The organism is Xanthobacter oligotrophicus, assembly GCF_008364685.1.
GTDB classification, from domain to species: Bacteria; Pseudomonadota; Alphaproteobacteria; order Rhizobiales; family Xanthobacteraceae; genus Xanthobacter; species Xanthobacter oligotrophicus.
On record NZ_VTTL01000009.1, the window covers coordinates 144,581 to 167,183 of the forward strand.

Genomic DNA, 22,603 nt, shown 5'->3' on the forward strand with positions numbered 1-22,603 from the left:
GCGCCTCTACCCCCGCGCCCGCAACTCGCGCCGCAGGATCTTGCCGGTGGCGGTCATGGGCAGGGTGTCGGCGAAGGCCACGTGGCGGGGATATTCGTGGGCGGACAGGCGCGTCTTCACGAAGTCCTGGATCTCCTTCGCCAGCGCGTCCGAAGGGGCGGTGCCAGCCTTGAGCACCACCCACGCCTTCACCGCCTCGGTGCGCAGCGGGTCGGGCACGCCCACCACCGCCACCAGTGCCACCGCCGGATGCTTGAGGATGCAGTCCTCGATCTCCCCCGGGCCGATCCGGTAGCCGGCCGAGGTGATGACATCGTCGCTGCGGCCCACATACCAGAGGTAGCCGTCCTCATCCTGCCGGCCCATGTCGCCGGTGAGAAGGAAGTCGCCGGCATATTTCTGCGCCGTCGCCTCCGGGTTCTTCCAATATTCCAGCATCATCACCGGATCGCCCCGGCGGATGCCGATATGGCCTTCTTCGCCGGTGGGCAGTTCGTGGCCTTCATCGTCCACGATGCGCACGTCATGGCCGGGGATGGCCTTGCCCATGGCGCCAGGGCGGATGGGGAAGAAGCTGGAATTGGAGCCCACAACGAGATTGCACTCGGTCTGGCCGTAGATCTCCCGCGCCTCCACCCCGAGCCGCTCCTCGACGAAGGCGCCGAGCCCCGCGCCCAGCGTCTCGCCGCCAGTGAGGAGCGAGCGCAGCTTCAGGCCCTCGTGCCGCACATCCGCCTGTCGCAGCAGCTTGAGGGCGGTGGGCGGCAGGAACACGTTGCGTACCTGATGCCGTGCCATGAGGTCCATGGCCGCGTCCGGATCGAATTTCTTCGCCCGGTGGGCGAGCACGGGCACGCCCAGATAAAGCGAGGGGAAGAGCACGTCGAACAGCCCGCCGATCCACGCCCAATCGGCTGGGGTCCAGTGCAGGTCGCCGGGCTGGGGCATGTATTGGTGGACGAACTGGATGCACGGCAGGTGCCCGAGCAGCACCCGGTGCCCGTGCAGCGCGCCCTTCGGGTTTCCGGTGGTGCCCGAGGTGAAGATGATGATGCCGGGATCGTCCGGCCCCGTATCCACCGGGGTGAAGCGGTCGGACGCCTCGGCCAGCGCCGCGTCGAACGAGGCCGCGCCGCCGGTGTCGGCACCGATGATAAAGACATGCTCGAGGTCCGGCAGGTGGTCGCGCACCCGATCAAGCTTGGCAAGGCCGCCGAGGTCGGTCACCAGCACGCGGGCGCCCGAGGCGGCGAGGCGGAACTCCAACGCCTCGTCACCGAACAGGGTGAAGAGCGGCACCGAGATCATACCCGCCTTGAAGGCGGCCATATGGGCGATGGCGGTTTCCGGCGCCTGCGGCAGGAACACCGCCACCCGGTCGCCGCGCGTCAGGCCCCGCGCCACCAGGGCGTTGGCGAAGCGGTTGGTGAGGGCTTTGAGTTCGTCGAAGCTGTAAGTGCGGACAGCGCCGCTCTCCTCGATGAAGATGAGGGCCGGCTTGCCCGAGCCGTCGGCATGGGCATCGGCGCAGGCCACGCCCATGTTGAAGCGCTCGGGAATCTGCCAGGAAAAGGCGCGGATGAGGCCCTGATAATCGGCCGCCGGCACCAGCATTCTCGTCTCCCTCGTCGCCGCTCTCTGAAGGGGCGGCTTCATGCGCCGCGCGGGGGCGGTCGCCAGGAAACGATCGAACGTTTTTTTCCGGGGCAGGTCAAGAGGCGGGGGCTGCCGAACCGGCACCGCCGGCTTCGTGCGGGTGCCGTCTTGCGATTTTACTGAAAGGGCTTTGCCAAGATGACACCGTCATGGACGGGACAAGCCCGGCCATGACGGTGCTGAAGAGCCGGAAGGGCTACGAGCGCCCATCCGGGCACGTTTTCAAACGGGCTCTCAATAATACGACGCGATCTTCTCCACCTCGGCCTTGGAGCCGAACACCAGCGGGATGCGCTGGTGGATGTGGTGGGGCTCGATGTCGAGGATGCGGGTCTTGCCGTCGGTGGCGGCGCCCTTGGCCTGCTCGGTGAGGAAGGCGACGGGGTTGGCTTCGTAGATCAGCCGGAGGCGGCCGTTCTCGTAGCCCTTGCGCTTGTCGCCGGGATACACATAGACGCCGCCGCGGGTGAAGATGCGGAAGGCGTCGGCCACCATGGAGCCCACCCAGCGCATGTTGAAATCCTTGGCGCGGGGGCCGTCCTTGCCGGCGAGGCAGTCGGCGATGTAGGCGCTCATGGGCTCCGCCCAGTGGCGCACGTTGGACTGGTTGACGCCGTATTCCTTGGTCTCGGCCGGGATTTCCACATTGGTGCGGGCCAGCACGAACTCGCCGGTCTGCCGGTCATGCACGAACACCTGCGTGCCTTCGCCGAAGGTGGCGACGAGGATGGTGGCGGGGCCATAGGCCAGGAAGCCCGAGGCCACCTGGTTGACGCCCGGCCGCATCACCGCCGACACCGGATCGGTGTGCACGGCGGCGTCATAGGGCAGGATGGAATAGATGGTGCCCACCGACACGTTGGTGTCGATGTTGGAGGAACCGTCCAGCGGGTCCACCGCGATCACGAGGCGGCCTTCCGGGTTCAGCGGGATCAGCTCCTCGCTCTCCTCTGAGGCGAGGAAGGCGGTGGGGGTCGGCAGGAGGGCGGCCTTGATGCGCTCCTCGGCCACCACGTCCAGTTCCTTCTGGGCGTCGCCGCCGGCGTTGGGGTCGACGCCGCGAATGGAGGCGAGGCCCTCTTCCAGCGGCCCGCGGGCGACGAGATCGGCGATGCCGACGCCGGCCTCGGCGATGGCGGTCACAGCCTGCGCGACCGCCGTGCGGCCCGCGTCGGCGCCGGCCCAGGTCCCGAGGTAGGTCTTTAAGGTCACCAACTCGCTCACCGCGCACTCCCATACTGGTCCGGCGGACGCCCCCGCCGGCTGCTTTATGACGCAATGCAGCGGAGCGGGAAAGCGGGGCGCGTCGTTCCGCCCCTCGCGAGGGAGATGAATCTAGCGGGCGCGGATGATCTCGATGCCCACGTCGCCGAACACGCCGGTCACCGGCGCGCCGGGCTTGTGCACCACCACCCGCACCTGCTCCACGGTCTCGAAATGGTCGAGGATCCGCGTGGCGATGCGCTCGGCCAGGGTCTCGATGAGGCGGACCGGATCGTCGGTCACCACCGCCGCCACGTGCTCGTAGACCTGCTGGTAGGAGACGGTGAGGGCGGCATCGTCGGCCCAGGCGGCGGGGCGGGTGTCGAGCCAGCAGTCCACGTCCACCACGAAGCGCTGGCCCAGCTCGCGCTCGGCCTCGAAGACGCCGTGCCGGGCATAGAAGGGCAGGGCGCGCAGGAACAGCCGGTCCGTGTTGTGCGGACGGGTGCGCGCCACGGCTTCGGTGTCAACCTGCGCTTCGGCGAGGGAAGGGGTGTCGTCGGACGTCATATGGGTCTCACGCGCCGGCAGGTCGCCAGCCTTGAACGATGTGCCTTCCTATTGGTTTCGGCCCCGCCTTTCAACGGAGCTTCACCTCTACGGGCGTCGGCCGCGGCAGATGGGGCACCGCCGGCGGCTTGCCCTCGCGGATCAGCTCCGGCACGAAAGCGAGCGGATTGACGCCGAGCGAGGCATGCAGCCCCGCATAGGCCGGAGTGACGCGCGGGTGGACCTCGGTGACCACCGCGCCCTGCGGCGTCAGGATCACATCGATACCCAGCAGTCCGGATAGGCCGGGAAACGCCGCCACCACGTCGCGCGCCAAGGCTGCGAGGCTGCCGTCCTCGTCGGGGATGGCGCCCACCGTCACCCCCTCGAAGCCGAACACGCCGACGAGATGGGAAATGTTCAGCCGGTGGACGGCGAGCAGGGTCACGCCGTCCTCGCGGGCCAGGACGCCGAGGCTGGCGAACGTGCCGTGCACGTAGGGTTGTACCACCAGGCCGGCGCCGCGTGGCAGGGCGGCGCGGTTGGGCCAGGCGCGGGCGCTCGCCCAGCCCGATCCGTCGTCGGGCCGGGTCACCAGATCGCCGTCGAGGCCGCGCGGCAGGGCATCGATGGGATAGGTCGGCACATGGGGAATGCCATGCTCGGCAAGCCGCTTGGCCGTCTTCAGGCGGCTGTTGAGCAGCGTGACCGTATCGGAGGCGGAGGCGATGATTCGGGCGTTCGCCTCCCGCATCAGGCGCACCATGCGGCTGTGCTGGCCGCCGGCCTCGGGCGCGATGGGCCACACCACGTCGCATTCCTGCGCGAGGCCGGACCAGGTGATCCAGGGGTCCTCGCCCTTGCGCACCGGCACGGCGTCATGCTTCGGCCGGGGCAGGCGGTCGTCATAGGCGAGGACCGCGCTGATTCCCGGCAGCTCCTCGAGATCCATGACCAGAGCGTCGCGAACCAGGCGTGCTTCCGCAAGGGCAGATTCGGGCAAGGGCTTGTCGCGCAATCCTCCGGATGTCACGTACTCGCAGATGAAAACGCGCATGGGGCACCTTTCGGGGGGCAAACAGGTTCATTCTCAAGATGCAGCTTATCCCTGTCGTTGACCTGAAGGGAGGGTGCGTCGTTCACGCCCGGCGCGGTGAACGCGATGCATATCGTCCCATCCACACCCCGCTTGCCGCGACCAGCGCGCCGGTCGACGTGGTGGCCGGCCTCCTCGCGCTGGCGTCGTTCCGCACGCTCTATGTGGCGGACCTCGATGCCATCGCAGGCACAGGCGGCCATGGCGAAGTCATTGATGGGCTGAGGGCGGCGTTTCCCCACCTCGACCTCTGGGTCGATGCCGGCGAGGCGCGTGCGGATCAGGTGCGCGCGCGTGCGGCGCAGAGGCGCGGAACCAGCGTCATCGGCACCGAAACGCTTCCAGATGTCGCAGCGGCAGGAAATGTGTTGGCCGCCGGGGACGCCATTCTCTCCCTCGACCACGATGCCGCAGGTCCGCGTGGACCTGTCGCCGTGCACGAGGATGCGGCCCTGTGGCCCGAGCGGGTGATCGTGATGACGCTGGCACGCGTGGGCAGCGGGGAGGGGCCGGACCTCGCCGCCCTGGAGCGGACCGCCGCCCGCGCGGCCGGCATCGGCCGGCACCCGTCCCTCTATGCGGCCGGGGGCGTCAGGGGTCCCGAGGACCTCGACCGGCTGGCGGCCATGGGCACCGCCGGCGTGCTGGTGGCGAGCGCCCTGCACGACGGCCGCATCGGGCCGGACACCGCCCGCCTGTGGGCCTGAAACGCGGCTCCGGTTGAGCGCGACAGCGCCTGCGGATGTCATCCAACTGTAACGGAAGGCTCCTAGGGAGCCTCTCGATACCTTTGGGGAACATCATGCCCGCGCTGTACGCCTCGTCGAGCCGCCTCGTCCTCTCCCTGTTGCTGGCCGGCATGGCGGCGCCTGCGCTCGCGGCCTCCTTCACCGTGCCGCCCGCCGCCGGGCAGCAGAGCGTTTCCGGCAGCGACACCGGCACCATCGATCAGGGCGCGACGCTTGCGGGCGGCGCCTCCTCGGCCATTCAGTGGAGCGGTGCGGCGACGGCGACACCCGGCGTGGTCATCACCAACAACGGCACCATCACCTCGAACAACCGCACCCTCGATACGGCGAGCAACGTCACCGGCGCCTTCACGCTGACCAACACTGGCACCGTCACCTCGAAGGACGACGCCTTCCGCATCAACGGCGCGCTGGCCAACGGAACGGTGACCATCACCAATTCCGGCACCATCAGCTCCCAGACCGGCCAGGCGTTCGATTTCGACAAGGCGACGGCGACCACCGCCAAGGTGTCCGTGGACAATTCCGGCACCATCACGTCCGCTGGCTCGGATGCGATCCGCCTCGGCGGCGGCACCATCGACATCACCAATTCCGGCACCATCGACACCACGTCGAGTGGCAAGCGTGCCATCAAGTTCGACACGGCGGCCAATTTCGACACGCTCCAGTCGTTCACTCTGACCAACAAGCAGGGCGGCATCGTCGCGGGCACGGACGACGCCATCAAGATCAGCTCGACGGTCGGCAGCACCGCCGCGCCCATCCTCAAGATCGACAATGCCGGCACCATCAAGTCGACCGTCGATGGCCAGGGCATCGACCTTGGCGGCATCTATTCCACCAACGCCACCATCACCATCACCAACCGGGCGACGGGCCTGATCACCGCTGCCGACAACGACGCCATCCAGGGCACAAACGGCGTCACCATCGACAATTACGGGACGATCTCGTCCTCTTACGCGGCCGGGACGGCGGACACGCAGAACAATTCGGCCATCAAGGTTGACGGCGACGACATCGGCAAGGCCATCACCCTCACGGTGAACAATTACGAGGGTGGCCTGATCTCCGGCGCCTATCACGGCATCAAGGGATCGGGCGCCAGCGACACGCTCATCGTCACAAACTCGGGGACCATCGAGGGCCGCAACGGCTCGGGCGTGAATTCCAACGGCACCGGCACCCTCACCAATACCGGCACCATCACCGGCACCTTTGACCCCGCCGCGAGCTTCGGCGATGGCGATGGCGTGGATTTCGACCAGGCCGGAACGGTCTACAACTACGGCACCATCAAGGGCCTCGGCTCCAAGGGCACCAAGCCGGGCGAGGAGAAGCCCAGCACCAGCGAGGGCATCGCCATCGGCGGCGGCACCATCGTCAACGGCGATGCAACCCACACCTCGGCCCTGATCTCCGGCGCCAATAACGGCATCCTCGCCGACGACAGCAATAGCGGCGACGCTTTTGCCGCCATGACAGTCACCAATTACGGCACCATCCAGGGCCTCGACGGCTACGGCATCCGCTATGTGAATTCCGGTGTGGATGGCTCGAAAAGCCTCACCATCGTCAATTACGGCACCATCTCCGGCACCACCTATGCGGTTGAGATGGGCGGCGGCAACGACCTGTTCGTCTATCACACCGGCAGCAAGGTGACCGGAATCGTGGACGCGGAGGGCGGCACGGACACCCTCCAACTCGGCGCGCTCGGCGACAATGTCACCTTCGACGCCGGCCTGCTGGGCAACACCGCCACCTATCGCAATTTCGAGCGGGTAACCGCGCAGGCGCAGACCCTGACCACCCTCACCGGCACCTCGACCTTCGCCGGGGACCTGGTGTTCGACCAGTCCGTCCTCGCCCTCGACAACGCGTCCCTTGCCAAGGCGAACCTGATCCTGTCGGGCAATGACACCCATGCCGGCGTGCTCACCGGCAACGGCACCCTCGGCAGCCTTGCGACCTCCGGCACGGTCTTCCTCTCCCCCGGCACCAGCGTCGCGCCCTATGGCACCCTCGCGGTGACCGGCAACGCCACGCTGGCCGGCACCTACCTCGTGGACGTGGCGCCGAACGGCAAGACCGACCTCATCACCGTGGGCGGTACCGCCACCATCGCCGAAGGCGCGCAGGTGGAAATGTACGGCGCCCTCGCCTGGAGCCGCATCTACACCATCGTGTCGTCCGACACCGCGGTGTCGGGCACCTTCGCCGGGCTCACCGTGGCGAACCCCATCAACTATCTCTTCGTCACGCCCGAGCTGAGCTACGACGACACCCGCGTCACGCTGGCGCTGGAGCGCACCGGCGTGGCCTTCGCCAGCTATGCGCTGACCCGCAACCAGCTCTCGGTGGCGGGCGCGCTGGAGCGCATCGGCGGCAGCGACAAGGCGCGCTCCTCCACCCTCTACGGCGACTTCGCCACCCAGGTCGCCGGCGACAACCCCACCCTGGCCCTCGCCCAGCTCTCCGGCGACATCCACGCGACCCTGCCGGGACAGATCGCCACCGAGAACATGCTGGTCAACGACCTCATCCTCGGCCGGCTGCGGCAGGCGGACTATGCCGGCGCCAGGGGCAGCGCCGCGGCGCTCGGGGCCGGTGGTCCGGCGCGGGCCTATGCCGAGTCGTCGTCCTCCGCCGCCAACGCTTTCAAGGCCATCAAGGCGCCGGCCGACGCGCCGGTGTGGACCGGCTGGGCCCAGGGCTACGGCCAGTGGCTCTCCACTGATTCCAACGGCAATGCCGCCGCCGCCGACACCAATCTGGGCGGCGTGCTCCTCGGCGGCGACGTGAGCCTCGCCAACATGGTGTTCGGCCTCGCCGCCGGCTATTCCTCCGCTTCAACCAGCACCGACTTCGCCTCGGCCGATACCGAGACCTGGCGCATCGCGGCCTATGGCGGGGCGCGCTTCGACGCCATCAAGCTGCGGGCCGGGGCGTCCTATGGCTGGAGCAGCATCGACACCAGCCGCTTCGTCGCCCTCACCGGCGAGGCGCCCAAGGCGAGCTATGACGGCACCGCCGGCAACCTGTTTGCGGAAGCTGGCTACACGATCGCGCTGGGCGGCGTGGCGTTCGAGCCCTTCGCCGGCATCGGCTGGACCAGCGTGAACCTCGGCAGCTTCGCCGAGACCAACGCACCCGTGGCGGGCCTTGCTTCGCAAGGCACGTCGTTCGATACCGCTTACACCACGCTTGGCCTGCGCCTCGCCACCACCTTCGCGGCGGGCAACAGCATCGCCGTGACGCCCCATGCCTCTGCCGGCTGGCGGCATGCGTTCGGCGACGTGGTGCCCGAGGCCGCCGTGGCTTTCGTGAACACCGGCACGCTGTTCGGGGTCGAGGGCCTGCCCATCGCCGAGGACAGCCTGGTGGCGAGCCTCGGCATTGACCTCGCCTTCGCCACCGGGGTGACGCTGACCCTCGCCTATGACGGCATGGCCGGCGACGGCGCCGGCTACAACGCCGGCAAGGCCGCGCTCGCGGTGAAGTTCTGAGTCGGCGCCACGGCGCGCCCGTCTTGAGGCGTCGTGGCCGCGTTCGTGCTGGCCTCGTTCGTTCAGGTTGCCCGCAGGCGGCGGAGCCGTTCAGTCCGCGTCCTGCGGCCGGGCCAGCAAAGCCGCGAAGATGCTCGCCACCGTCAGGTCGGCGGTGGTGCCGGGATTGAGGCCGCGCGCCTTCAACCGGCTGTCGAAGGCCAGCAGCAGGTCGTGCCGCCTCCCGCCGTCGAGGCCCTCCACCTGCGCCCGCACCCCCTGCGCTTCCGCCTGCACGACCTCGGCCGTGGCGATGCCGAACTTGCGGACGAGGTGGCTGTCGGGAAAGGTGGCGAGGAAGGCGAGATAGGCTGCTTCCACGCGCTCGCATGCCAGCGGGCGGTCCCCGAGCGCCGGCACGCCGAGGCTGAAGATGTCCTCGAAAGCCGTCACATATTGCCGGGAAATGCTGTCACGCCCAGCCGCCATCGCCATGGCCGACTTGAGCGTGATGGTCGCAGACACCCGCACATCCGCATCCGGCACGGCGCCCAGCCCGCCCGGATTGGCGGCGACGATGGCCCGGAAGGCCGCCTGCGCATCCGCCACGTCGAGGGTGTCCAGCACGGCGCTCAGCCGGGCCTGAAGATCGCCTTGACCCTGCTCCGCCGCTGCGGCGAGCGGCACGCAGAGCAGGATGATGCCGAGATCGGTGTTGCAGCCCGCCGCCGCGAGCGAAGCCTGAACCGCCGCCTCTATGCGTGCGCCCACCTTGAGCCCGGCACGGGCGACGGCCGGCGCGGCGGCGGCGGCGGCGTGCTCGAACTGGGCCACCTCCATGCCGTGGCCGGCGGCAAAGATGTGCACATTGCCCGGCTTCAGCGCCGAAAGCTCGGCGCGGCAGGCGGCCTCGAAGGCGCGGGCGATCCCGGTCGGCGACAGGGGGGGCACCATGGCGATCAAGCCGTCTTCGGCGCGCGCCGAACCCTCACGGCGCCACGGTGGGTTCGGGCTCGAGCCCGAGTTCGCGCTTGAGGGCGCGGGTCAGTTCCACAAGGCGCGCCTCGGCGATCTCCACCGAAGGGCCGGTGGCGCGCACCGTGCACAGAGGCGCGCCCTTGGCCACGGCGGCGCCCGCGGGCGGCCGGTCCGCCACATGCGCGGGCCAGGCCTCCTGCGGCACCACCATGTCGCGGTCGGCATAGATGACGCCGGCGGCATGGGCTTCCGACGGCAGGGGCAGGACATCCGGAAGCCGGCCGCCGCAGGCCGCCAGATGCAGGCCCATCAGAGGCGGCAGCGGGTCCACGTCGAAAATGTCGAGGGTGGCGCCGAGCCGCGGGTTCACCTCCACCAGGAACCAACCCGCGTCGGACACCATGAAGTCCACGGAGACGAGGCCCACCAGCCCGCAGGCCAGGGCCACGTTCAGGGCGCCCTGCTGCATCTGGGCGGCGAACGCCTCCGGCAGCACGATGGGGCCGGCGGCGCCACCATAGCGGAAGGGGTGCTCGGGATCCTCCGCCCGCCACTGGCGGGAGGCGCCGACGAGGCGCGCCGAACTGCCGTTGGCCAGCAGCAGCACCGACAGGGACTGGCCCTCGACCTCCCGCTGGAGGAAATAGCCGGGCGCGGGCGGGGACAGGTCGCCGGCCTCGCGGCGGCGGATATGGGCGCCGCCCGCCCCGCCGATCTTCTTTTCCAGCACGCTGGCGCCGGTGAAGGCCTCGGCGGTGGGCGCCTCCAGCGTGATCGGGGGATGGGGGATGCCCAGATGCGCGCACAGCGCCGCGAGGGCGATGGGATCCTTCAGCACCCGCACCGTCTGGGGGGCGTTGCCGAGGATGGGGTTGCGCTCGGCGATGCGCGCCATGAGGGCGGGATCATGCTCCAGCCCCCCGCCGAGCACGACGGGCAAGCCGGCCGGGGCCAGCGAATGCAGCGCCTGGACCAGGTCGTCGCCGTCGAAGGCGCAGCCGTTCTTCTTGTGCACGCGCACGCAGCGCGCCGAATGGGCGCAAGTGTCGAGGTCGGCGAACAGGTCGAATGAAAGCGCGGCGAAGCCCGCCCGGGCTGCACTGGCGGCCAGCGGCCGGGCGGAAAGGGCGATGAGGGCAAGATCCATGTTTCCCAGCCTGTTCTCCCGCGACGCAGCCGGGCGCAGAGCGTCCGTTTTGCCCTCTTGAGCCGGAACCGATCAGGCTGACCCGCGCCGCACCGGCCGGTCCGTCCCTGCCGGTGCGGCAGAGTGTGCACCATCCGATGCGCTTGCGGGGCAAGCCAATCGGCGGGTGCTCCAAGGCGCCGCGCCGTCCTCCTTGTGTTTTTCGTTTTTGGCCCGCAGCAGAGAACTCTACAGGGCGACGAGTTCGGCGCCCCGATTGTTGCCCCGCACGCAATCAAAGAAGAGGTTTGTGGACGATGCGAAGCGCCGGCGCAAGGTCTCGAGCAGCGCCTCGGCCTCGGCCGTGTCGCCCACGATGGCGAAACCCGTGGGTCCCCACGAGCTCTGGCCGACGCCCGGCACCCCTTCCTCCTCCAATGCCGTGATGGCGGCGGCCACGTCGGCGCTGAGGAATCGGGTGCCGCCTTGCGCTGCGGCATAATGGTCCCCCAGCGCCCGCTGCCATTCACCGATCACCGTGCCGAACACCAGCGCATCGCCCTCCGCGAGGGCGGGCAGGGCCTTCAGCAGCATCAGGTGGCAGAAATGGGCGGCGCGCTCCGGCGGAAACGGCGGCAGCGTCGCCATGGCCTTCATTTCGGCCTCGCCCGAGAGGCCCTCCCGCGCCCGGTCGTAGACGAGAAGGATGCGCCAAGCCTCGGGCACGGGCAGGCGGGCGAGGAGGGGCGGGGGCGCGCCCGGCCCGGTGACGGCCGCGTCCGCCGCAGGCGCCATGGCCTTGCCGCCGTCGAGGATGACCCCGCCGGCCTCGAACGCCTCCATGCCGATAGCCGAACGCCGGCCGCGCCCGAGCAGTGTCGCGACTTCGCGGGCGGACAGATCATGACCGGACAGGCGCGCGACCGCCACGCCCACGGCCAGCGCCAGCTGGGTGCCGGAGCCGAGGCCGTTATGGGCAGGCAGGGCGGAATCCACCGCCACGCCGAGCGCCTGCGTGACGCCGAGAGCGGCGCGCACCGCATCACGGGCACGGGCGGCGCGGGCGGCGTCAGGCCCGCTTTCGGCATCCTCGTCCGCGCGGGTGACCGTGACTTCCGTCACCGGCCGATCGATGGCGATGCCGAGGCTGCCGAAGCGCCGTCCCACCGCGCCGCCTAGATCGAGAAAGCCGAGATGAAGCCGCGCGGGGGCGCGGACCGTGACCCCCGCCGCGCGTGCCAAGTCCAATGGGGAAAGCGTCACGCGCCGCGCTCAGCCGGCCAGGGCGGCCAGGGCGGCTTTCAGCCATGCGGCGTGCTCGGCCAGCACTTCCGGCTTCTCCATGAAGCTCGCCGGCGGCTTCATGGCTTGTCCGGCATGGCGGGGGATGACGTGCACATGGAGGTGGAACACCACCTGTCCGCCGGCTTCCTCGTTGAATTGCTGCACGGTGACGCCATCCGCGGCGAAGACGGCCTTGGCGGCGATGGCCACCTTCTTGGCAATCTTTGCCACATAGGCGAGGTCCTCGGGGTCGATGTCGAGGATGTTGCGCGCCGGGTTCTTTGGAATGACGAGGGTGTGGCCCGGGCAGCGGGGCATGATGTCGAGGAAGGCGAGGGCCTTGTCATCCTCATAAACCTTGTGCGCCGGCAGCTCGCCCCGAAGGATCCTGGCGAAGATGTTGCTGGGGTCGTAGGCCGGCGTTGCGGTCATGGGTTTCCTCCGTATCTGGGGGAGGAGATTGCAGGGTGGGGGCAGGGGGTCAAGGGGGCGTGGTGCCGCCGGCCCGGCCTTCTCCCCTTACCCGAAGCGGCCGGTGACGTAGTCCTGGGTGCGCTTGTCCCTTGGGCGGGTGAACAGGTCGCCGGTGGAGCGGAATTCCACCAGTTCGCCCAGATACATGAAGCCGGTGACATCGGAGACGCGCGCCGCCTGCTGCAGATTGTGGGTGACGATGGCGATGGTGTAGCGGGCCTTCAACTCCTCTATCGTCTCCTCGATCTTGGCCGTGGTGATGGGGTCGAGCGCCGAGCACGGCTCGTCGAACAGGATCACCTCCGGGTGCGGCGCGATGGTGCGGGCGATGCACAGGCGCTGCTGCTGGCCGCCGGAAAGGCGCAGCCCGCTTTGGGGGAGAATGTCCTTCACCTCGTCCCACAAGGCGGCCTGGCGCAGGGCGTCCTCCACCCGTGCCTCGCAGTCGGCGGGGGTCAGGTCCTCGTTGAGGCGCAGGCCGATGGCCACATTGTCGTAGATGGACATGGGGAAGGGCGTGGGCTTCTGGAACACCATGCCGATGCGGGCCCTGAGCGGCACCGGGTCCACCGACGGGGCGAGGATGTTCTCCCCGTCGAGCAGCACTTCCCCCGACACATGCTGGTCCGGATAGAGGTCGTACATCCGGTTGAACACGCGCAGCAGCGTGGACTTGCCGCATCCGGAGGGGCCGATGAGGGCCGTCACCCGATGCTCCTGGAGGCTCAGGCTGACATCCCTCAGCGCGACGATTTCGCCGTAGCGAAACGTGATGTGCCGGGCCTCAAGCTTGACCGACGGCGAACCCGCCGGATCGCGCGCAGTCAGGGAGCGGGGCACCGGCAACGCCGCCTCCGCAGCGGCGTGCGCTCCGGCACGCGGTGACAGGTCGGGCGGCTGATCGGTCGGCGTGTGGATCGACATGGCGATGCATCCCCTCAGGATCCGTCCATGTCGCACTCTACGCGCGCGCACCGATGGCGTCGTTGCGCGAAGTCACAGGCGCGGGGATTTCGGTCCCGCGCACTGGTTCCGGCCTAGCTTTGAACCTGGCTCTGCGCCTGCGCCAGCTTCTGGGGAGCCCGGCTGTCGAGGGCGCTCACTTCTTCCTCGACCTCGAGGCCGGTGCTGCGCAGCGGTGCCACGCCCATGGCATCGAGGGCCACGGCGAGGCGCACATAATGCTCCGTGCCGCACAGGTTCCGGCCGGCGTCGAAGGAGATCCAGCCGATCTTGGGGGTATAGGCCTCGGCCCAGTGCCGCGCAGCGCCCATACCCACGCTCGCGCTTTTGTCCTCTTCCGCGCCCTCTTCCGGGTCTTCCGGAGCGAGATAGCCGGAGATGTGCCGCGCGGGCAGGCCCAGATGCCGCGCCGCGGCGGTGAACAGGTGGGCGATGCCACCGGAGCAGGCCTTGCCGGCCTGAAGCGCCGCAGCGGCGCTCAGGGGGCCGCTCAATGCCGGACCGTCCTGCTCCTCCACCTTTTCGTGCAGGGCCACCATGAGGGCATGGAGCTGGCCCAGGGGGTCGTCCTCGGTCAGCCTCACGCTCTCGGCGAAGGCGACCACCGCCGGTGTCGCCTCGGTGAGGTCGGTCTGGCGCAGGAACAGGGACGGCGGGAAGCGCTCCACCGTGCCATGGATGACGCCGGTGGTGTCCTGGGTCTCCACCTCGCCTTCCGCGACCACGCTCAGGTGGTCGGTGGGTCCATCCACCGAGAAGGTATGGCAGAGGTTGCCGAAGGCATCCTCCTGCGCGGCGAGCCGGCAGTCGGAGTTAAGGTCCAGCGTCCACCGCAGGATAAACTGGCCTTCGTGGGACCGGGGCGTGAGGCGCACGGTGACCGCCATGTTGCGGCTGCCGGGCTCGAAACGCTGGGTGATCTCGTGGCGGATGCGGATGCGCATTGGCGGTCCTTGGGGCGTTCCTTGGCGCAGGCGGACCTACGCGTGACGCTTTCCGGGAGACGGATCGACCGATCGGGTGGGAGTGAACCCCGATCGGCAATCTCTTCAGGGGTCGCACGCGGCGGCCCCTGAAGAGCTTAGATGGGTTTCAGGTCAGATATTGCTCGGTGATCTCGGCGCCGAGCTTGTTGTTGTCCGAGATGAACTCGGAAATGAACTCGTGCAGGCCGTGCTGGAAGATGTCGTCGATGGTTCGGTTGGTGAGCCGCGCCTGCATGGAGCGGGCGAGGCGCTGGGATGGACCCTGGCGGCCATAGGCGCTGGCGATGTCGTCGAGGTTGCGCGCCAACTGCTCGTAGCAGGCGGCGAGCGAGCGCGGCATCTGCCGGTTCAGGATCAGGAGGTCCGCCACCAGCCACGGCTTCACGCTGTCGCGATAGACCCAGTGGAAGGCGGTGAGCGCGGACACCGAGCGCAGGATGGAGGCCCACTGGAAATAGTCCAGCGGCCCGCCCACGTGCTCCTTCTCGGGCAGCAGCACATGATATTTCACGTCGAGGATGCGTGCGGTGTTGTCGGCGCGCTCCAGCTGGGCGCCGGACCTTGCGAACCAATAGGCGTCGTTGCGCAGCATGGTGCGGAAGGTGGCGCCGTCGAAGCGCAGCGAGGTCTCCTTCACGAAGGCCAGGAAGCGCGAGAGCTCGTCACGGGTGAGCGCCCGGTTGGGGAAGCTCTGCAGCTCGATCCAGGCCGAGTTGATCACGTCCCACATTTCCGAGGTGAGCGCGGTGCGCACCGAGCGCGCATTGGTGCGCGCCACCTCGAAGCAGTTTCGGATGGAGGAGGAGTTCTCCGGCGAGAAGGCGAGGAAGGAGACCACGTCCTCTTCCTTGGCCTCCTCCAGCGGGCCGTAGCGGGCGACGAAGTCGTCCTCGCAGCCGGCGGTGAGCACCGCCGAGGCCCATTCGTTGGTGGAGCCGCCGTAGGTGACGGGCGTGTAGGAGAGGCGCTGGGAGACGTCGAGGATGCGCGCGAGGCAATCGGCGCGTTCCACGTAGCGGGTCAGCCAGTAGAGGTTGTCGGCGGTGCGCGAAAGCATGGGGAGCCCGTTGGGAAGGAGGCAAATCGAGGCGCGGGGACCCGCGCTCAGGCGTCCGGAAGGCGAAGGCCGCGGCGTGCCGCGGCCTGAAGTGCTCAGGCGTCGAGAACCCAGGTGTCCTTGGTTCCGCCGCCCTGGCTGGAATTCACCACCAGTGAACCCTCCTTCATGGCGACGCGGGTGAGGCCGCCGGGCACGATGCGCACCTTGTCCGAGCCGGAGAGGATGAAGGGCCGCAGGTCCACGTGGCGCGGGGCGACGCCCTTCTCCACCATGGTCGGGCAGGTGGACAAGGCAAGCGTCGGCTGGGCGATGAAGTTGGCGGGATCCGCCACCAGCTTGGCGCGGAAGCTCTCGATCTGCGCCTTGTCGGAGGCCGGACCCACCAGCATGCCGTAACCGCCGGAGCCGTGCACTTCCTTCACCACCAGCTCGGGCAGGTGCTCCAGCACGTACTTGAGGTGATCGGGCTCGCGGCAGCGCCAGGTGGGCACGTTCGGCAGGAGCGGTTCCTCGCCGAGGTAAAAGCGGATGATGTCCGGCATGTAGGAATAGACCGCCTTGTCGTCGGCGACGCCCGTTCCCACCGCATTGGTGAGGGTGACGTTGCCCGCGTGGTAGGCGCTCATGAGGCCGGGCACGCCGAGCTGGCTGTCGCGCCGGAACATCAGGGGGTCGAGGAAATCGTCGTCGAGGCGGCGGTAGATCACGTCTACGCGCTTGGGTCCCTCGGTGGTGCGCATGTAGACCACGTCGTCCTTCACGAACAGGTCGCGCCCTTCCACCAGGTCCACGCCCAGCTTGTCGGCCAGGAACGAGTGCTCGTAATAGGCCGAGTTGTAGATGCCGGGGGTGAGGATGGCCACGTTCGGCTCGTGCCCGCCATGGGGCGCCAGCGAGCGCAGTGTCGCCAGCAGGTCGTCGCCGTATTTGTCGACCGGCGCCACCTTGTGCATGGAGAACAGTTCCGGGAACAGGCGGAGCATGATCTCCCGGTTCTCCAGCATGTAGGAGACGCCGGAGGGGGTGCGGGCATTGTCCTCGAGCACGTAGAAGGTGTCGGGGTCGGTGCGCACGATGTCGATGCCGGCGATGTGCACGTAGAGGTCGTGCGGTACGCGCTGGCCGTTCATCTCCGGGCGGAATGCCGGGTTCTGGTAGACAAGGTTCTCCGGCACCACGCCGGCCTTGAGCACCTCGCGCTTGGTGTAGACGTCGCGGATGTACATGTTCAGCGCCTTGACGCGCTGTTCCAGGCCCTTGGACAGGGTGGCCCATTCATCCTTGGTGATGATGCGCGGGACCATGTCGAACGGGATCAGGCGCTCCTGGGAATTCTGCTCGCCGTAGACGGCGAAGGTGATGCCGATTCGGCGGAAGATGAACTCCGCCTCCTTGCGGCGGTGGTCCAGCACATCCTGGGGAACGCTGGCGAGCCAGCGTTGCAGGGTCTCGTAGGCCGGCCTGACCGAGCCGTCGGCACTGGACATTTCATCAAACGCATGCGGCATTGGAACCGTCACTCCGCGCCCTGGAAGCTGACTTCGAGCGTACAAACATCGTGCCAAAGAAGTGCTAAAGGGGGAAGGCTCGCGAAGAGCGACGCTTACGCTTTTTGGTTGGTCATTATTTGGGCAAATACGCCGGCTCTGCTGCCGGCAGCGGCAGAGGTTTTCCACATGGGCGAGGCAGACGGCGCGCAATCGGTCACGGCGGCTCTGGTGGTCATTGGCGACGAGGTCCTCTCGGGACGGACCAAGGACAAGAACATCGGCCACATCGCCGAACGCTTGACCGACGTGGGCATCGACCTGCGCGAGGTGCGCATCGTGGCCGACGTGGAGGAGGACATCGTCGCGGCCATCAACGCGCTACGGCAGCGCTTCACCTACGTCTTCACCACCGGCGGCATCGGGCCGACCCATGACGACATCACCGCCGATTCGGTGGCCAAGGCCTTCGGCGTCGCCATCGACGTGGACCCCCGCGCCCGCGCCATGCTGCTGGAATATATCGCCGAGAAGGACCTCAACGAGGCGCGCCTGCGCATGGCGCGCATCCCCGATGGCGCGAGCCTGGTGGTGAACGAGGTGTCCAAGGCGCCGGGATTCCGCATTGGCAACGTCATCGTCATGGCCGGCGTGCCGCGCATCATGCAGGCCATGCTGGAAGCCGTGCTGCCTGAGCTGGAGAAGGGCCGGCCCATGCTGTCCCGCACCATCCTTGCCGAGGCCAAGGAAGGCGACATCGCGGCGCCCCTGCGTGCCATCGCCGAGCGGTTTCCTGCAGCGGTCATCGGCTCCTATCCCTTCCGCGATGAGGCGGACGGCCGTTTCAAGACCAATCTGGTGGTTCGCGCCCGCGACGCCGATCTGCTCGCGGCGGCGGGGGATGCCGTGGCCCGGATGGTGGACGAGGCAGCGCGCGGCTGACCTGAGCGGCGCCACATTGGGCGCGGCGCCGGGCCTGGGGCGTCAAGCCGAGGCCGGCCACGGTCACCCGACGGACCGGCGGCGGCCCGACCGAGCGGTCTGCCGGGTTCACGGCTGAGGCAATCCCAGACCGCTGCGCCAGGCATTCGAACTGCCGATGGTTTGGATGACGCAGCCTTGAGCGGCGCCAGGCGCCACAAGACGCGTTGCGTCGGTGATCGACTGCAGGCGCCTTGGACCGTGCTGGATCGACTTTGGTGCCAGCGCCGCGCGCGACCGGCCTCAGGCCGCCCCGGAAGCCCCGGCAACACGATGCGAAGATCACATGGGAGGGGCGAGTGTCTGCGGGCACGCCGGTCGGATCGTTGCCGTGCACGGGGCCGGAGGCCGGCGCCAGAAGTCGAAGGCTGGAATCAGAAGAGCCGGGGGCGGTCCCCCGGCTCTTTGGTCATTGAACGGTCTGAGTACGGATCGTCTCAGTAGGCATCGTTGCGGAAGACCTCGATGAAGGTCTTCAGGATGATCTTGATATCGAGCCAGATGGACCAGTTGTTCACGTACCAGAGGTCCATCTCGATCCGGCGCTCCATGAGCGAGATCTCGGAAGTCTCGCCGCGCAGGCCGTTGGCCTGGGCCCAGCCGGTAATGCCGGGCTTCACATGGTGGCGGAAGGCGTAGCCGGCGATCAGCTTGGAATACTCGTCGTCGTGGGCCATGGCGTGGGGCCGCGGGCCGACGATGGACATGTGCCCGAACAGCACGTTCAGCACCTGCGGCAGCTCGTCGAGGCTGGTGGCGCGCAGGAAGCGGCCGACCCGGGTCACGCGCTTGTCGTTGCGCTGGGCCTGCGTCACCTTCGCGCCGTCCTCCATCACCGACATGGAGCGGAACTTGTAGATGGTGAACTCGCGCCCGCCGAAGCCGTTGCGGCGCTGGCGGAAGATCACCGGCCCCTTGCTGTCCGACTTGATGCAGATGGCGATGATAGCGAACAGCGGCAGGAGCAGCGTCATGGCCACGCCGGACACCGCGATGTCGAGCACCCGCTTCTGCGCCAGCTCGATCCGCGAGAGGGGCGCGCGCTGCACCTCGATGGCCACCGAGGAGCCGAAATCCACCCGCGGCGCGTCGAGCAACTCGTGGACCGCCTCGTCGGGCAGGAGCTTCACCGGCACCGGGAGCGCCCGCAGCCGCGCCCGCACCGCGTCGAGGCGCTCCAGGCTGCTCCAGGGCATGGCGATGACGATTTCCTCGATCCGCTGCTGGCGCGCGAACTGGATGGCGCTCTTGAGCGTATCGAGTTCATCCGCGCTCAGGGAGCCGGAGGCTGCGCCGGCCGGAACGCCGGCGAAGCTGAAGCGGCGCATTTCCCGCAGGCCGAGACGCTCGAGGATTTCGGTAGGGACCACCTGGTCGAGCTGCGACACGTCGCCGATGAGGATCGAAGGCCGGCCGCGCACGGCGCCGGTCTCGACCGCGCGGCGCAGCCACGCACCCATGGCCCAATGGGAGGCCGGCACCGCTACGAAGCCGAGCGCGGCGAAGATGCCGGTGGAGAGGCGCGAGGTGTCGTCGCCCACCTTGAGGCAGAAGATCACCGTGGCCACGAACAGGATGGTGAAGGTCCAGTTCACGAACGCCGCCCGGACCTGCTCCGTTGCCCGCACCATCTGCCAGGGCTTGTAGAGCCCCCGCGACGTGGTGATGAGCACGAACGTCACCGCCGAGAGGATGCCGATCCCCAGCGGGCGCGTGAAATCGAAGCTCGACAAGGTGCCTGTCGAGGTCTGGCTCGTGGAGATGAGGTCTACCAGCATGCTCAGGGCGAGCATGAGCACCGCATCGCACAAGATGAAGAGGGGTGGCATGGAGGCGTAGTCGATCACAGCCCGCTGGACCGGCCCCTGCACCTCGCCGACGCGCTCGACCCGCATATTGTCCGTGGATATCGACATCTGGCCTTTGATCCCTCGGATTGGAGTCGCACCGAACATCAAATGATATGGTGACAATAGCACTCCGAATGCTGCGATGCAAGCTAGTATAAAAATGCATAGCTATCGCTTTCGTATGTAATAAATGTGTCAGATTGCCATTGTTTGGCGTGTTATATCAAAACATAACGTTGGAGTTCCGATTGCCGTGTTCGGATTAGCGAAGAGTAGGTCAAGAACAATTGAATTAAGCATTCATGTCATCGACCTCATTTCGCATATTGCAACGCACTTATCCTTGATCAAATCGCGGTATCAAAGGGTGGTGCACAAGGGGTGGGCAATGCTGCATTGCGACAAAATTTACCTGCTGCATATCGCAGCACCTTCTATCTGCGACAAAACGCCAGGGAATATGTGCGGTGCGGTACTATTTACCCGCTTGCGCGGTTTGGGCATGCTGCAGCACGGTACGGTAGCCGGCAAAGCGGGCGGATGGCCTGCTTGTCACGCATGCTGGCCGAGAGTCGCCACCTGGCGGCGGTATAAAATTGCCACAACTTTCGATGCGCCAGGACCGGCTCCGGCGGCCGGAAGCCGTCGGAGCGTTCCCGGGTGTGTGGAGGAGAGGCCGGCCTTGATCCGCAGACGAGGCTCGGGCCTGGCCATGCCCCTATCGACAACGGGGGCGGGAGCCGTCTAGGTACCGGCCGGGCCGGCCGCAGCGGAAGCAGGGCCTGGCGCGATCCTCTGCAGCACCGGTGTCGACTTATGGATTCAGGCTACAAGATCCCGCTTCTGGACTCGCTCAAGTGGTCGTTCCAGTGGGCCGTCGCTGTGGTCCTGCGGCACCAGAAGACCACCGCAGCCTATGCCGCGGTGGGTGTCGTGGCAGGGCTACTCGCCTCGTCCGGCCTGGGTGGGCTCCTGATGCTGCTCTATTCGCTGGCGAGCATCCCGCTGGCCCTCCTCACCCACGCAGAGGTGTTGCGCGGTCCTTCGACCCTCGACGCCCAGACCCTGGGCCAGGGGCCGGGTCGGATGGTCGGCTATCTCATCGACACCATCCTCATCGGCCTTGCGGCCGGCCTGAGCGCGCTGGTGCCGATCTTCGCCATCGCGGCGCTCAGTGGATCTGCGTCGCTGGGGAGTGGAGCGGACCTGGTGCTGGCCTTGCTGGTCGTCACCGTTGTGGCGGTGGTCGCGTCCCGGCCGGCGCTGCGGCTGCCGTCGCGGGTCCTGGGCGATCCCATCTCCTGGTCGCAGGCCTGGCGGCTCGGTCGGGGTAATACGCTTGCGCTGGTCCTGGGCCCGTTCCTCATCTCCGTGCCGGTCCTGATCGTCGAGCAGATCGTGCAGGTCCTGGTGCCCGAGACGCTGGCCGACGTGGTGAGCATGGTGCTGCTACCGGCCCAGATCGTGCTCACCTGCGCCTTCCTGTCCGTCGCCTACGGTCAACTCCGCCGGGCGAACCCGGAGCTTTGAGAACGGGATCCCGTCGCGGGCTGAGCCCGGCGCAGGACTAAAGTTGAAGCCCTGCGACAAGCGCATGCCGCGCGGCGTCGTCACGCGCTATAGCGATGAAGCCGCCTTGTTCGGATCTGCCCCCGATGAATGTCCCGGCCGGAATCGGCCTGCAAATCGCTGCGACCTTCTTCTTCGCCATCATGTCCGCGCTGGTGCGGATGGTGGCCGACGAGGTGCCGAGCGGCGAGATCGTCTTCGCCCGCAGCTTCATCGGGCTCGTGCCCGTGGTGTTCTGGCTCGCCTGGAGCGGGCGGATGACCGGCGCCCTCGTCACCCGCCAGCCGTTCGGCCATGTGGTGAGGGGCCTCGTGGGCGTGAGTGCCATGTGGCTCAGCTTTGCCGCGCTCGCCTTCATCCCGTTGGCTGAAGCGGTCGCCTTTTCCTATGCGACGCCGCTGGTGGCGGTGGTGCTGGCGGCGGTGCTGCTGGGCGAGCGGGTGCCGGCCTATCGCTGGCTCGTTCTCGCGGTGGGCATGGGCGGCATCGTGCTCATGCTGTGGCCGTCGTTTTCCCATGCCTCGGTGGGCTCGGGTCCGGGACCGCTGATCGGGGCGGGGCTGGCGCTGGCCGGCGCGGTCGGGGCGGGCTTCGCCATCACCCAGGTGCGCCATCTCACCCGGACCGAGACCAGCGAGGCCATCGTCTTCTATTTCTCGCTGGTGGCCTCCGTCGCCGGCCTCGCAACGCTGCCGCTCGGCTGGGTGATGCCAGACGGGCGCGTCGCCCTGATCCTGGCCGGCATGGGGCTGGCGGGCGGCATCGGGCAGATCTGCGTGACATCGGCCATCCGCCATGCCCCGGCGTCGGTGGTGGCGCCGCTCAATTACGCGACGCTGCTATGGGCGACCGTGCTCGGAATCGTCCTGTTCGGGGAATGGCCGGCCCCCCTTGTGATCGCCGGAGCCATGGTGGTGATCGTGGCCGGGCTGGTCCTGATCTGGCGCGAGCGCAGGCCTGCCCCCCGCATCGTGGCCTCCCGGCCGGAACCTGCCGCTGCCCGCCCACCGGGTGGCGCACCCGCGGAGGCGCCGGGCGCGCAGGACGATGCGGCGTGATCTGGCGGCTTGAGCTTCACAGGCCGGTCGAAGGGAGTGGGAG

At 68.1% G+C, this 22,603-nt stretch carries 18 protein-coding genes; 5 read left to right on the forward strand and 13 right to left on the reverse strand.

The window, feature by feature from the left end; translation table 11 throughout:
- Positions 1 to 6: 6 nt before the first annotated feature.
- From FZ033_RS16075 to FZ033_RS16090, 4 genes are all read right to left on the reverse strand, one after another.
- Positions 7 to 1,614, reverse strand: a complete 1,608-nt coding sequence (locus FZ033_RS16075) for an acyl-CoA synthetase (RefSeq protein WP_149577124.1) — start codon at positions 1,612 to 1,614, stop codon at positions 7 to 9.
- A gap of 276 nt (positions 1,615 to 1,890) precedes the next feature.
- A complete protein-coding gene (locus FZ033_RS16080; protein WP_149577125.1) occupies positions 1,891 to 2,880 on the reverse strand; it encodes a class 1 fructose-bisphosphatase in 990 nt (329 codons plus the stop codon).
- A gap of 111 nt (positions 2,881 to 2,991) precedes the next feature.
- Positions 2,992 to 3,429 carry a dihydroneopterin aldolase gene (folB, locus tag FZ033_RS16085; RefSeq protein ID WP_232847515.1) on the reverse strand — a complete coding sequence of 146 codons (438 nt, stop codon included), beginning with the start codon at positions 3,427 to 3,429 and terminating at the stop codon, positions 2,992 to 2,994.
- A gap of 70 nt (positions 3,430 to 3,499) precedes the next feature.
- Positions 3,500 to 4,465 (reverse strand): ATP-grasp domain-containing protein, encoded by a 966-nt coding sequence (locus FZ033_RS16090; RefSeq protein ID WP_149577126.1) that lies wholly within the window; start codon positions 4,463 to 4,465, stop codon positions 3,500 to 3,502.
- 38 nt (positions 4,466 to 4,503) lie between these two features.
- Between FZ033_RS16090 and FZ033_RS16095 the strand changes: the two genes are divergently transcribed.
- The gene (locus FZ033_RS16095) at positions 4,504 to 5,211 is read left to right on the forward strand and encodes a HisA/HisF-related TIM barrel protein (RefSeq protein WP_149577127.1); all 708 of its coding nucleotides are present in this window, start codon (positions 4,504 to 4,506) and stop codon (positions 5,209 to 5,211) included.
- A gap of 95 nt (positions 5,212 to 5,306) precedes the next feature.
- Positions 5,307 to 8,765, forward strand: a complete 3,459-nt coding sequence (locus tag FZ033_RS16100) for an autotransporter outer membrane beta-barrel domain-containing protein (protein WP_149577128.1) — start codon at positions 5,307 to 5,309, stop codon at positions 8,763 to 8,765.
- 90 nt (positions 8,766 to 8,855) lie between these two features.
- On the opposite strand, the gene FZ033_RS16105 is transcribed toward FZ033_RS16100, so the two are convergent.
- The 8 genes from FZ033_RS16105 to FZ033_RS16140 all read right to left on the reverse strand — a co-directional run bounded on the left by FZ033_RS16105 (position 8,856) and on the right by FZ033_RS16140 (position 17,123).
- On the reverse strand, positions 8,856 to 9,698 hold the full coding sequence (locus FZ033_RS16105; RefSeq protein ID WP_210247912.1) for a triphosphoribosyl-dephospho-CoA synthase: 843 nt from the start codon (positions 9,696 to 9,698) through the stop codon (positions 8,856 to 8,858).
- Between the two features lie 34 nt (positions 9,699 to 9,732).
- Complete coding sequence (locus tag FZ033_RS16110; protein WP_149577129.1) at positions 9,733 to 10,869, reverse strand: ATP-grasp domain-containing protein; 1,137 nt, start codon at positions 10,867 to 10,869, stop codon at positions 9,733 to 9,735.
- Positions 10,870 to 11,097: 228 nt separating this feature from the next.
- The gene (locus FZ033_RS16115; protein WP_232847516.1) at positions 11,098 to 12,111 is read right to left on the reverse strand and encodes a beta-ribofuranosylaminobenzene 5'-phosphate synthase family protein; all 1,014 of its coding nucleotides are present in this window, start codon (positions 12,109 to 12,111) and stop codon (positions 11,098 to 11,100) included.
- A 9-nt stretch (positions 12,112 to 12,120) separates the two neighbouring features.
- Positions 12,121 to 12,564: an HIT domain-containing protein gene (locus FZ033_RS16120; protein ID WP_149577130.1), complete on the reverse strand. Its 444-nt coding sequence runs from the start codon at positions 12,562 to 12,564 to the stop codon at positions 12,121 to 12,123.
- 87 nt (positions 12,565 to 12,651) lie between these two features.
- On the reverse strand, positions 12,652 to 13,530 hold the full coding sequence (gene pstB / locus FZ033_RS16125) for a phosphate ABC transporter ATP-binding protein PstB (RefSeq protein WP_149577131.1): 879 nt from the start codon (positions 13,528 to 13,530) through the stop codon (positions 12,652 to 12,654).
- Between the two features lie 113 nt (positions 13,531 to 13,643).
- The gene (locus FZ033_RS16130) at positions 13,644 to 14,513 is read right to left on the reverse strand and encodes a transglutaminase-like domain-containing protein (protein ID WP_149577132.1); all 870 of its coding nucleotides are present in this window, start codon (positions 14,511 to 14,513) and stop codon (positions 13,644 to 13,646) included.
- A 148-nt stretch (positions 14,514 to 14,661) separates the two neighbouring features.
- Positions 14,662 to 15,612 (reverse strand): alpha-E domain-containing protein, encoded by a 951-nt coding sequence (locus tag FZ033_RS16135; protein WP_149577133.1) that lies wholly within the window; start codon positions 15,610 to 15,612, stop codon positions 14,662 to 14,664.
- A gap of 95 nt (positions 15,613 to 15,707) precedes the next feature.
- Entirely contained in the window at positions 15,708 to 17,123 is a 1,416-nt protein-coding gene (locus tag FZ033_RS16140) for a circularly permuted type 2 ATP-grasp protein (RefSeq protein WP_149577134.1), read from the reverse strand.
- A gap of 168 nt (positions 17,124 to 17,291) precedes the next feature.
- Here FZ033_RS16140 and FZ033_RS16145 point away from each other — a divergent pair, with 168 nt between their 5' ends.
- Positions 17,292 to 18,044, forward strand: coding sequence for a competence/damage-inducible protein A (locus tag FZ033_RS16145; RefSeq protein ID WP_149577135.1), 753 nt, complete (start codon positions 17,292 to 17,294; stop codon positions 18,042 to 18,044).
- A gap of 476 nt (positions 18,045 to 18,520) precedes the next feature.
- On the opposite strand, the gene FZ033_RS16150 is transcribed toward FZ033_RS16145, so the two are convergent.
- On the reverse strand, positions 18,521 to 19,999 hold the full coding sequence (locus FZ033_RS16150) for an undecaprenyl-phosphate glucose phosphotransferase (protein ID WP_188079529.1): 1,479 nt from the start codon (positions 19,997 to 19,999) through the stop codon (positions 18,521 to 18,523).
- Positions 20,000 to 20,749: 750 nt separating this feature from the next.
- Here FZ033_RS16150 and FZ033_RS16155 point away from each other — a divergent pair.
- Positions 20,750 to 21,463 (forward strand): hypothetical protein, encoded by a 714-nt coding sequence (locus FZ033_RS16155; protein ID WP_149577137.1) that lies wholly within the window; start codon positions 20,750 to 20,752, stop codon positions 21,461 to 21,463.
- Between the two features lie 125 nt (positions 21,464 to 21,588).
- A complete protein-coding gene (locus FZ033_RS16160; RefSeq protein ID WP_232847517.1) occupies positions 21,589 to 22,560 on the forward strand; it encodes a DMT family transporter in 972 nt (323 codons plus the stop codon).
- The last annotated feature ends 43 nt before the right edge of the window (positions 22,561 to 22,603 follow it).